The sequence below is a fragment of the Variovorax beijingensis genome, assembly GCF_007828835.1.
Classification (GTDB): domain Bacteria; phylum Pseudomonadota; class Gammaproteobacteria; order Burkholderiales; family Burkholderiaceae_C; genus Variovorax; species Variovorax beijingensis_A.
Map to the genome: position 1 here is coordinate 1 of NZ_VIVL01000009.1, position 11,413 is coordinate 11,413.

12 protein-coding genes are annotated in these 11,413 nt (G+C 63.3%); 9 read left to right on the forward strand and 3 right to left on the reverse strand.

Annotation, left to right across the window (positions count from 1 at the left end):
• Positions 1–372 precede the first annotated feature (372 nt).
• Positions 373–1,257, reverse strand: a complete 885-nt coding sequence (locus tag FB547_RS23155; RefSeq protein ID WP_145746005.1) for a hypothetical protein — start codon at positions 1,255–1,257, stop codon at positions 373–375.
• A gap of 422 nt (positions 1,258–1,679) precedes the next feature.
• Here FB547_RS23155 and FB547_RS23160 point away from each other — a divergent pair, with 422 nt between their 5' ends.
• The 6 genes from FB547_RS23160 (at position 1,680) to FB547_RS23185 (ending at position 5,930) form a co-directional block, all read left to right on the forward strand.
• Positions 1,680–1,928, forward strand: coding sequence for a hypothetical protein (locus tag FB547_RS23160; protein ID WP_145746006.1), 249 nt, complete (start codon positions 1,680–1,682; stop codon positions 1,926–1,928).
• Positions 1,929–2,180, forward strand: coding sequence for a hypothetical protein (locus FB547_RS23165; RefSeq protein ID WP_145746007.1), 252 nt, complete (start codon positions 1,929–1,931; stop codon positions 2,178–2,180).
• A 184-nt stretch (positions 2,181–2,364) separates the two neighbouring features.
• Positions 2,365–3,213 (forward strand): helix-turn-helix domain-containing protein, encoded by an 849-nt coding sequence (locus tag FB547_RS23170; protein ID WP_145746008.1) that lies wholly within the window; start codon positions 2,365–2,367, stop codon positions 3,211–3,213.
• Positions 3,210–4,571, forward strand: a complete 1,362-nt coding sequence (locus tag FB547_RS23175; RefSeq protein WP_261380370.1) for a replicative DNA helicase — start codon at positions 3,210–3,212, stop codon at positions 4,569–4,571. The genes FB547_RS23170 and FB547_RS23175 overlap by 4 nt, the downstream gene beginning before the upstream one ends.
• Before the next feature lie 145 nt (positions 4,572–4,716).
• The gene (locus tag FB547_RS23180; RefSeq protein WP_145746009.1) at positions 4,717–5,238 is read left to right on the forward strand and encodes a hypothetical protein; all 522 of its coding nucleotides are present in this window, start codon (positions 4,717–4,719) and stop codon (positions 5,236–5,238) included.
• Positions 5,238–5,930 carry a hypothetical protein gene (locus tag FB547_RS23185; RefSeq protein ID WP_145746010.1) on the forward strand — a complete coding sequence of 231 codons (693 nt, stop codon included), beginning with the start codon at positions 5,238–5,240 and terminating at the stop codon, positions 5,928–5,930. The genes FB547_RS23180 and FB547_RS23185 overlap by 1 nt, the downstream gene beginning before the upstream one ends.
• A 148-nt stretch (positions 5,931–6,078) precedes the next feature.
• Here the strand turns inward: FB547_RS23185 and FB547_RS23190 are convergent, their stop codons facing one another.
• Positions 6,079–6,543, reverse strand: coding sequence for a hypothetical protein (locus FB547_RS23190; RefSeq protein ID WP_145746011.1), 465 nt, complete (start codon positions 6,541–6,543; stop codon positions 6,079–6,081).
• A gap of 359 nt (positions 6,544–6,902) precedes the next feature.
• Positions 6,903–7,568: a DUF4124 domain-containing protein gene (locus tag FB547_RS23195; protein WP_145746012.1), complete on the reverse strand. Its 666-nt coding sequence runs from the start codon at positions 7,566–7,568 to the stop codon at positions 6,903–6,905.
• Between the two features lie 488 nt (positions 7,569–8,056).
• Between FB547_RS23195 and FB547_RS23200 the strand changes: the two genes are divergently transcribed.
• The 3 genes from FB547_RS23200 to FB547_RS23210 all read left to right on the forward strand — a co-directional run bounded on the left by FB547_RS23200 (position 8,057) and on the right by FB547_RS23210 (position 11,317).
• The gene (locus tag FB547_RS23200; protein WP_145746013.1) at positions 8,057–8,398 is read left to right on the forward strand and encodes a hypothetical protein; all 342 of its coding nucleotides are present in this window, start codon (positions 8,057–8,059) and stop codon (positions 8,396–8,398) included.
• Between the two features lie 90 nt (positions 8,399–8,488).
• A complete protein-coding gene (locus tag FB547_RS23205; RefSeq protein WP_145746014.1) occupies positions 8,489–9,202 on the forward strand; it encodes a DUF6988 family protein in 714 nt (237 codons plus the stop codon).
• Positions 9,203–9,397: 195 nt separating this feature from the next.
• The gene (locus tag FB547_RS23210) at positions 9,398–11,317 is read left to right on the forward strand and encodes a hypothetical protein (RefSeq protein ID WP_145746015.1); all 1,920 of its coding nucleotides are present in this window, start codon (positions 9,398–9,400) and stop codon (positions 11,315–11,317) included.
• Positions 11,318–11,413 lie beyond the last annotated feature (96 nt).

Sequence of the window (11,413 nt, forward strand, 5' to 3'; positions counted from 1 at the left end):
TCTGTCATCTCTACATGTCCATGTTGCTCTACATGGACACGTAGCCTCACAGCTCATCGTTCACTCAACAAGGGCGTGGTTAATTGACCGCATACGCAAGCCACGCTATGAAGGATGTCAAATGAGCACCGAGGAAAACAAAGGATATGATTGTTGCTCGACTCCCGGGCTCTCCACCACTAGCTCATCGTGGATTCACTGTGAGGTAGTGATGGAGAGATAGGCGGCAATTGGGACTCCTCCGGCTCGTAAAGCCGGGGGCGCCGGGTGAATCGATTGAATCGACAGTCGCAAACTCGCTGTGCTGGGGTATCCCAGGTCTCTGGTCGATGGAAGGGCTTTGCTTAAAGTTCTGCTGTTGGCGATCAGTTTTCAGTCTGCCGCAACCAAGCTCTGGTAGTGCGCGTAGCAGGAACTGCACAAGTAGTCGGATCGGCCATCCTCATCGTTCCACAGAGTTGCGTCGGAGACCAACTCGTCGGCCCCGCAGCGCAAGCAGTCGACCGTGTAGTTCGACTCGCCGCAGTACTGGCACTTGACCTCGCCGTCGATCCTTGCGCCAGTGTCCCGCTCTCCGCAGAACTCACAGTCATGAGTCTCCCCATCCTGAGTAGACGCTGCCGCCTTGGCCCTTGCCTCACCTAGCGACCGCCTGTACTCGTCGGATAGCTCTTCAAAGAGCGGTAAATTGCCCTTGGTGACGAATGCAGAGAGGTCGTCATCGAAGTGATCGTGGAAGTCTTTGATCGCTTCAACCAGCCGACCCATAGTTGCCCGAACTGTTGCGACATCCATGTCGAATCGACTGTGCTCGATTTCGTTCCTGAGCTTCTTCAACCAGAGCAGGTCAGCCTCGAAGTCCTTGCCGATCGGATCGCCTGAGTTCTTCAGGAATTGCACCGCATCCCAGAGCCCAATGGTCATCTCGCGGTCCAGCGGTTTCGCGGTGAACGGGTTCTTGTAGATAAGGAGCGGGTGCATCTGCGCGATGTGTGACTTAAAGAGCAACTCGATCGAGTGCGACAAGTGCTGGATCGCGAACTTGTAGGCCTTGACGTTTCCGCCAGTCCCCTCCTTGAACCGCGTGAGCGCCTCGTTAAAGCTGTCCAGGGCGTTTTCATGTAGGTCTAGCTTGTGGCTTGCGGGTGCTTGCACTTTCGGCCCGTCTTCCTCAATCCACCGCTTAGTAAAGCTCATCTTCGCGCCCTTCTTTCGTTGATGGCGATCATCGTACAGTCCGCAGGCCTCGGATGACATCACCACGGACGCCTACGGGTCGGCCGGGCGCGCACACGTAGTGATTGGCCTGTAGTGAGTCAGCGACGAAGGTCTGATAGCTTTTTTGACTTTGTCTGCGTACTGAAATCACTTGTCGGAGGCAGCGCACACGTTGTCCCGCGGCTCCGATAGCGCGAGCGCCTCAGGCGCATAAAGACAGCATATCGCGATCGCGCACCAACTCACCACTTGCGCGATCGACATCGATCGATTGAGCCTCATCGTTCGGTTCCTCCTGCTGGCTGAAGGTTGTTGTCTTCCGGAGTGCTGTCTATGCATCAACGAGGATCAATAAACACCGCAAGCTGCACCAACACCCCCTTAGTGTTTTGTGATTCTCTGCGCATGCGAATACTCGGCAACCATCACGACTACGCCTTAGGGCAGAAAGATGGTTCCGAATGGAGACCGCAACCCACCACAGCGCCGGCACCCGGCGCGCGAGAACGGAATGCAAGCTGTACCCGCCGCTGGAAACTGTGACACGCCCGACGGTGCCGACCGAACAGGCCGGCTATTACCTGGACCGCCGCCCGCAGACGATGCGCGGCTGGGCTTGCTTGGAGAATGGTCCGATTCGCCCGATCCGCGTGCATGGCCGTCTGGCCTGGCCGGTAGCGGAAATCAAGCGCGCGCTCGGGGTGGCTTAGATGTCGGCACCCCACAAGAGCGCAAGCCCCGTTGCAGCGGGGCTTGTCGCACCGAGCGCCGCCACCGCAAAGGACTTCGCAACGGTCACGGCGAAGTTCGCCATCAAGGGCCACGTCCTGCAGCGCAACGTCCGCGCCGACGATGGCTGCGTGATGTTCACTGTGAGCCGCTGGGGCCAGTCTCGGAGCTTCACCCACTGGAATGACGTTTACGCCTTCCTGGCCCAGATCCAGATCGGGGGTGCGACGTGAACCTGCCCACCTATCGCCAGATCGCTCGCCGCACGCGCCTGATCTCTCATTTCCGCGATGGTCTTACTCGCGCAACGGTGTTGGACGACGCCGAGTTGGCCGCGGCCTGGGCCCGTGCGATAGCGCGAGCGGGGCGCCTCTCGGCCCAGTTCGCGACGCATGCGGCACCAGCGGGAGGTCATAAATGAGCATCCTCGTGATGAGCCGCGTTTGGCAGGAATCCAGCCACTCCGGCGCGCACTTGCTGATGATGCTCGCCATCGCGGACTTCGCCGACGACCAGGGCCGCGCGTACCCCAGCGTGTCCACGCTGGCGCAGAAATGCCGCGTGAAGCCGCGCGCCGCGAACTACTCCCTCGCAGACCTCAAGGAAAGCGGCGAGCTGGAGATCAAGATCGGCCGCGGCCCGCGCGGCGCCAACCTCTATCGCATCGCGCTCGACCGTCTTGGCGCTGGTCGCGAGGATCGCCGACCCTTGCAACACGTTGCACCCATGCAGCCGGGTGCACCCCTGCAATCTATTGCACCCCCGCAATGCGCTGCACCCCTGCAACCGGGTGCGCAGACCCCTGCAACCGGGTGCATGTTCCCCCTGCACCCCGTTGCACCCAAACCGTCATTGAACCATCAGGAACCGTCAGTAGAGGCTACCGCCTCGGTCGGCAGTGGGCTGCCGCCGTGCCAGACGCAGGCGCTGCCCGACTGTCCGCACCTTCGGATGATCGACCTCTTTGCCAAGCATCTGCCCGAGTTGCCCCAGCCGAGGCCCGAGCTTTGGCAGGGGAAGAACGCAGAGGCGATGCGGGCCCGGTGGAAGTGGGTAATGACCGCAAAGCGCACCAACGGCGAGCGGTACGCGACCACCGCGAATGAGGCCCTGGACTGGTTCGATCGCTTCTTCCAGAACGTCGCCGGCTCCGCCTTCCTCACTGGCCGCAACGGAAAGTGGGCCTGCAACCTGGGCTGGCTCATGAAGGCTGACAACTTCACCAAGGTCGTGCAGGGCAACTACGAGAACAAGGAGGCGGCTTGAACCACGACCATCAAGCCATCGACGCCATGGCCGTGCTGGAGGCCGAGCACAGCCTGATCGGCGGGCTGCTGCTGGACAACGGCGCTTGGGATCGCATCGGCGACACGGTGAAGACGGAGCACTTCTACTCCGACCGCAACCGCATCTTCTTCGCCGAAATCTCGCGCCAGATCATCGCTGGCAAGCACTGCGACGTGGTGACGACCGGCACGGCGCTCAACGACCCTGAGGCGTTCGCCGATCTGAACGCGATGGCGCAGTACGTGCCGAGCTCGGCCAATGTCCGGCGATATGCGGCGCTGATCGTGGAGCGCTACCAGAGTCGGCAGTTGATGGCCGTGAGCAATGAGATCACGGAACTGGCGCAGGACCATGGGCGCAGCATCGAGGAACGCATCGAGGCCGCTCAAGGCCAACTTGCGAAGCTGATCGGCGAGGCGCCGCGGGACGAGTGGATCGGCGTCGCTGAGGGCATGGCGCTGCACGCGTCGTTGCTGGAGGACCGGGCCGAGGGCAAGACGACCGCGATGTCGACCGGCTTGGCCGACTTGGACGAATACCTCGAAGGTGGGATCCGCCCCGGCGAGCTGGTCATCATCGGCGCGCGGCCGAGCCAGGGCAAGACAGCGTTGGCCATGACCATCGGCATCAACATGGCCGAGCGCTACGCGGTGGCGATGCTGTCGATGGAAATGCCGCACATGGAGGTGCGCGACCGCCTGACGGCCATGATCGGCCGCGTCAGCCTGTCGGCTGTGAAGCGCCCGAACCGTGGCGCCGGCTTGCAGTGGGATCGGGTGGTGGAGGGTGTGGAGCGCGCCCGCAGCCTGAAATTCGTGGTGTCCGACCAAGGTGGCCTGAACATCAATCAGGTGCGCGCGAAGGCCCGGAACGTGAAGCGCCTGCACGGCTTGAACGTGATGATCGTGGACTACATCGGTCTGATGTCGGGCCTGGACGGCAAGCAGTCGCGCGCCTACCAGCTCGAGGAAATCAGCCGCGGCCTGAAGACGCTGGCCAAGGAGCTCGACATTGCAGTGGTGTGCCTGGCACAGGTGAATCGCAAGGTTGAGGAACGCGTGGACCAGACCGCGGGTCTCAGCGATCTGCGCGACTCCGGCGCGATCGAGCAGGACGCCGACATCATCCTGTTCATCAACCGACCGGTCCAGGCCAAGCCCGACCTCGGGCCGGAGTGGCAGTACTACGCCAAGCTCAGCGTGGCGAAGAACCGGCAGGGGCGCTGCGGCGCGCTGAGCTTGAGCTACATCGGCGATCAGACCCGGTTCGATAGCTGGGAAGGGCCGGTGCCAACGTCGGCCGCCGGCGGCGTGCGGCGCGGGAGGGTGGAACTTTGACCAGGATCGTCCCTGGTCGACCTGCAGAGCATCAAGCGCCCCCATGTGGATTGCCAATCACCAACGTTTTCAAGAGCATGACCTAATGACCGACGCACCCCCAATCTCCGGCTCGCTTCCTTCTTCTTCTCAAGGAGATTCACCCATGACGATCGAGCTGCTTAAGCGCGCGGGCGAAGTCGGCGGCGAGGCCGCTCTCGTTCTCCTGTTCCGATCAGAGGCTTCGACCGGAAAGATGTTTGAAGACCGGATCCCGCCGCTCAATCCGGCGATCGACACCTTGGAATGCGACTTCCATCTCCTGTATGGTCGCGCCGACCTCGTCATCAGCCATGCCGACCACAGCATCACGGTGATCATTGCCCGTGACGGGGCTCGCGGTCATGAGCACGTCGCCGCCGGGATCGGCGTGGCGTCGCTCTGCGCAGCCCAACTCGCCCTGATGCGACCGACCGCCGAGATCCGCAAGGCTTTGCTTTGGGCTTCGGCCGGGCAACCACTGCTCGACGGTGTGGTCGAGGCCGCCTGCGAGGCCGCGAACGTGATCCCGCTGTCCTGGTCGACGATGGCGGTACACCTTGCGGACGCTGAGAAATCCGTCAACCAGTTCCTCTCCGGCGCCGCGCATCGCGCCGATGTGCACCTGGACGCGAAGGGAATTCACTGATGGGCCGCGCCACGATCGAACCTAAGAAGACGGGCACCGACTGGCCAGTCATCGAGGCGGACTACCGCGCGGGCATCAAGTCGTTGCGCCAGATCGCCTCTCAGCAAGGCGTGAGTGAAGGTGCGATCCGCAAGCGTGCCAAGAAGGAAGACTGGCAACGCGACCTCGCCGCCAAGATCCAAGCCAAGGCCGAGGCTTTGGTACGCAACGAAGCGGTACGCAGTGAGGTACGCAGCGCAACCCGCGTACCGGAACACGTCGTGATCGAGGCCAATGCCGTCGGAGTGTTCGAGGTCCGGATCAGCCAACGCACCGACATTCAGCGCGCCGGCCGCCTTTTCCGCTCGCTCCTGGCCGAGTTGGAAGCCCAGACCGACAACCTCGCCCTGTTCCAGCAGCTCGGCGAACTGCTCGACCAATCTGGACCCGACGACAACGGCAAACACCGTCGCGACCTGCTCAACGAGCTCTACCAGAAGATCATCAGCACCGTCGGCCGCGTCGACTCGTCCAAGAAGCTCGTCGAAATGCTCGAGAAGCTGGTGCGCATGGAGCGCGAGGCATTCGGCATCGAAGGCGCCGGCTCCAACGGCGATGACCCGCTGACCTCGCTACTGGCCAGGATCGGGCGCAGTGCCATGCCTGTCGTTCAAGAAGTGCCGAACGATGACGACCAGGCGTCCGCACCATGAGCGAAGCAGTAGCGAGCTGCTGTGAGCCGGGGACTGATCAGCGCCGCGGGCCCAGCTAGCGCCGCGCACCGGCGCGCGGAATCATCACCCGGGGCAACGCCCGCAACGACGAGAGCAGCACGGCGGCATGGCGCAACTGCTGTGCCGCTCACTCTCCAGGTTGGTTCAGGTCTTGCGCTCCCCTGGTCGAAAAGCGAAGCGACTGGACGATTGCCTTTCCCCGAACCAGTGCGTCGAACGACGCCCTGACGCTCGCGAGTTGCCCTGATGTCGTCAGTGTCAGCAAGGTGGTCCACTCGTCGTCATTGACCACCGCATGAATCTCCACGCCGGTTTTCTTGAAAACCGAGATCTTGGCAACTCCAGCGCTCTCCTCCGCATTGACGACCTTCACCCAGTTCGGGGGATAGCAACTGACATTTAGTTTTGCAGACCGCTCGCCGTTGATGGGCTCAAGGAGCTCCACTGAAAAGATGATTTCTCGAGTACGAAACTCGGCGAACTTGCCATTCGTAGAGGTGAAGGTACTGAAGTCGATGTCGGACTCCCATCCCGTAAACCTTCCGGTCCGGGTGAGTCCGGCCTTGCGGGCTGGCTTGTGTCTGTTCGACATGGAGAGCTCCTGGAGGATGAGGTGCAATGCTGCACCCGCTGGGAGCCCTGCGTCTACTGGCGTCGGCTGGTGAATGCCGCCCCAGGGACGCGCTTCTTCATCGCGTCGGTCTTGCCACGGCGTGAGCGCCACGGGTCCGACTGATCGTCCGCAGGCGCAAGGCCTCGCTCAAGCAGCATGGCCACGCAGCCGGGGCAGAGTTGCATTACGCCGTGTGTGGTCTGTGCTGTTGCTAGAGAGGCGACCCGGCTGCAGCGACAGCGGCCCAACGGGCCAGGAGCTGACACCTCTCCTGTGAGCATCAACGGCTTCATGATTGTTGCAGGCAGAACCTCGGTGGCAGGTGGCAGGTGAATAGATTAGTTGCAAGTCACCCAGCCACTCTTCGACGAGGTGCAGAACTTCCCATCCGACCGCCAAAACTTGCTGCCATCGCCAGTGCGGTTGTATCGGTTCCCGGCTCCATCCGAGCAGCCGGAGGCAGTGCAGTTAGTGAGCCGACCTGGCGCTCTACTTGCGGCTGCCGCAGCATCCTGGCGCGCGCGTTCTGCTTCAACCTCGTGGCGCTGATCGGCGGGACCTCCGCCACCATAGTAGCCGCGGCGCGCTGACCAGTTCGGATTACGGGCTCGCTCGCCCCCGATGCAGCCTTTGCGCGTGGAGTGGGTCTCGCAACCTTCCATGTCCTCAATCGCTTCCTGGTGCGACTCCTTCGGCGGGGCTTCGATCCCCCTTCGCCGCTCTACGGTCGGCTGGCGCTCTTGGGCTGGACCATCGAACATTTCTTGGTGCTGCTGTAGCGTGCGCGCCAGGCTCGCCCTGTTGCGCTGGGCTTGGTAGGCCTCTTCTTCCTCCGTTCGCCGCATCGTGGCCCCATCACCGAGCACCTGCCCGCCACGCTGCGAGGCCATGCATGGCTGCTGGGAATAGCTGATCTTGCCGGTGGCATCGACGCACTTGTGAACCTGAGCATCGGCACCAAAGCACGCGCCCAGGATGCCGACCGCAACCAACCATTTGTGCATGCTTCTTCTCCTCGCTGTTCCATCGCTCACGTGCGGAGGCCCGATTCTTTGACTTGGCCCCTCTGGCGCTACTGTAGCCGTAGCGTGGCGTTGTCCGACGGCACTATGCGGCCAGCAGCAATGCACTCTTGCGTCAGATTGATTTGCGATTTACATTAATCAAATGATGGAACCAAAGCAAACCCGAGGAGGCCCGCGACCTGGCAGCGGAAGGAAGCCGCTACCCGAGGGCGAATCCATGATCCCGGTGATGGTGCGGATGAAGCCGACACAGAAAGAAAAGCTCGACCGGCTCGGCGGCGCGGCTTGGGTCCGCGATCGCATCGACAAGGCGAAAGAACCACCGAAGAAGGAGTGACTGCCGCGCCTCAGAGGTGTCCCGAATTTTCAGGGCACCTCTGAGGCACAAAAAGCGACGGCCCAAGGTGCTGGACACACCGAGGACCGTCTAACCAAAACCGTGCAACCCCTGAAAGGAAACGCACACCATGGCTACTTCAATTATCACAAGAATCGATAAATCCGCGAGCTCAACGACCAACGTTTTGCCTTTTGCGCGCCGGACAGCGCTGGCTTCACCGGACCAGCAAGAGATCATCGACCTCTTAGCCGCCGAGTTGGCGCGCGCCCAGCGAGGGGAGATCGGTGGCGTCATGCTGATCACCTCGACGAGTATTAATGGTGACGATCACATCGACATCCGCGGCCTGTTCTCGCACCGGCTCGAACGCGCCTCTTGCGCACTCACGAAGAGTCTGGATGCATTGATGGCCCATATCCTGGGCGGCGGCACGGACTTCGCTGATCTCGGAAAGACGGGGCGATCGTGAGCGCCGTCGTCAGCAATCCCAAGGCACCTAAGCAGAACGCGCGCGGGCCCGATCATCGTGGAGGTGACGGGGCTTTTCATCTTCCACCAGATGATTGCCCTGGCCATCGAAAATGCGCGCAAGCACACTCCAATCTTTGTAGCCATGCCTATCGAACGAATCCTCCGACGCTCCGAAGAACTCGATGACGCCATCGTCCAATTGCTGGATCTCGACGACTACCCCGTCTACGGTGAAGATGCACCGCGCATGGGCCTGAGCGTCACCGCAGCGTCGCTGGCAATGGAACATGCGCGAGCGCTGCGCAACCTGGTCGCGGGTGGGTTCGTGTCGTCCGCGGTACCGCTCATGCGCCTGCAGTACGAAGCTACCGCCCGCTCGGCGTGGCTGCTGTTCGCCGCCAGCGATGAGCACGTTACCCTTGCGGCGGCACCACTCACCGCCGAGGCCGACGAGGCGGCACGGAAGCTGCCACTTGCACGGGACATGATCAAGCAGCTACGGAACGCCTCGGTTGCGGTGCCCGCCGCCGCAGCACCTGCTGCGATGCTGGGAAGGTTCGATGACATGCAGCGCCACGCGCTGAACTCATTCGTGCACGGCGGCATCCACGCGCTGCACCGTCACCAGGACGGCTTCCCGGTACAGATCGTCCGGCAGTTGATCGAGTGTTCGAACGGCCTGGTCACGATCAGCGCCATGATGCTGGCCATCCTCACCGGCGACCGACTCTTGGCGACCCGGATGAACAGGGTCCACGTCGGCTTCGAAGACTGCCTCACGCCGATCCTGTCGTCGTACTGACGGCTCGTTGGCGGCGGCCCAGCGTCGTTGATGCAACGACCTCGCTGTATGCAGCATGGCACGCACTGGCAGCAGTCAATCTGATGCGGTTCTGCAACGATGCGGCACTACGCCCCCCCTTCGTGTTTGATGTGGTCGTGCGCTCGGGCTGAAATGCCGTAGGCATTTCAAACACCCGAAACTCGAAGGGCACCCATGACCATCACTCAACAACCAACGCGCAAGCACATTCCAGCTCCAAAGGCCCCTGGCCTCGGCTTTCGGGTCCGCAAGGATGGTGCCGCCAATGAGGTTCCGGCCTCGCACCGGGACGCCAAGTCGTTCGTGCATGGCGGTGCGATTCGTGGCCCAGGCACGCGCACCAGCGACTCGGTGCCGATCTGGGCATCCAATGGAGAATTCATGCTGCCCGCTGACACGACCGCGGCGGTTGGCAAGCAGAAGCTGCAGGCACTCGTCGATGCCACCCATACGCCTGTCGGCGGCGCGGTTCGCAAGAACGGCATGGTGGCCAAAGCGAACGGGGGCTTGATCGACCCGATCAAGCAAGAACCTGTCGGCATCGCACCCGCAGGGCTCGATATTCAGAATCGAGCTGCTTCGGAAGTCGCCGCCGCACCCGATATGGCTCCAGGTGGCTTCCATGCTGTTGCGGCCGCGTCCCCAGGCCTTGGCGTGAAGCAGATCGGCAGCGTCAGCATTCCGGCACCCCTGCCGATGTTGACCGCTTCGCTGCCGCCGAGTCCCCAGGCCGTGCAGTTGGCGGCCAATGAAACGGCTGCCGCGAAGCCCGCGCCCGCCACGTCGCCAGTCTCTGCCATGGCGCCGCAGCAAACCGGTGCGGCGTTCGGGATCTACCCGAACCCCAACAGTCGCTTCTCATCGCACGCGAACGACAAAGCCCTCGCACGCGGTGTGATGGCCACGGGCCCGTCCGCCTTCCAGCCTGCGACACCGCTGTCTGTGGCGCCGCTGCGCCTGAACAACCTCACCGACCCGCGCAGCACGCAATTCGCCGGGGCGCCTGGCGCACGTGCTCCAGGCTTGCCCGATGTGCCGCGCGTAGACAACGCGATGGCGCCTCCCGCCGTCGGCGGTGCAGCAGCGTCGGCCGTGCCAGTCGCGCCGACCGATGCTTCTGCCGCGGGCGCAGCGGCGGCCGGACCCGTGGGCGCGCAGCCCAGCGCCGTGGCCTCCGGTGCTGTGCGGCGCGCGGGCACCGCGTACTCCGGCATCAACGTGTCGGGCGATGTCTCGATCAACGGCCGCGAGGCCGGCGGCGGTTCGATGTCGATGCCCACTGCGAACTTCGTTGGTGGCGCGCCTGGCGTGGCGGCCACTGCCGCGCAGGTCGAGCCCGGCGCTGGCCTTTCCGTGATCGGCACGGGCCCGGCAGAGAACGGCATGGGCAGCGCGGCGCGCGAGAAGTTCTTCGAAGACGCGAACCTGCGCACCGCCGCGGCACGCAGCAGCTGGTCGCCGCGCGCCGGCTACCAAGGCGACCCGATCGTGGTCAAGGCAGCGCTCGCGCCGATCGAGAACCGCCAGCGCACGGCGGAAGGCGCGATGCGCGAAGCTGGCGAGTCGGCTCGCGCCACCCAGCGCGACGCCGGCGAGACCGCGCGGCTCGGCATCCGCGAAGCGGGTGACGACCGACGCGCCGCCGCCACGAACGCGCGCTTGGGCGTTCGCGATGCGATCAACCGCGACGAATTCGGCCTGAAGAAGACGGCGGCCGAGTTCGACAACCGCGGCCGGGCGCGTCTCGAGGCCGCACAGCTCGAGCTCCAGAAGGCGACCACGCCCGAAGCCGTCCGCACCGCCACGCAGAAGGTGCTGGCGCTCGGCGGGAAAGAGGCGAACGCCAACCGCTACACGGTCATCCCTGGTGGCCAGACCGTCGATCCCGCCACCGGGCAGGCTGTGCGTGAGGCGTCGACCGTGCTGGACAACCAGACGGGACAACTCATTCAGCCGAGCGGCGCACCCACCGCAGTGCGCACTGTCCCGCCCGAAGCTATCGCCCGCCTGAAGGCCAACCCCAACCAGGCCGCGCTGTTCGATCAGAAATACGGCGCCGGTGCATCTGCTCGCGTGCTCGGCCAACAGAAGTAAGCATGTATGTCCAATCCCTTCGGTTAGTTCGACGCGTAGCCTGCGGTCATGGGTCGCCGGACCTCTACGTCGTCGGGTGCAGCGTTATCAATAGGC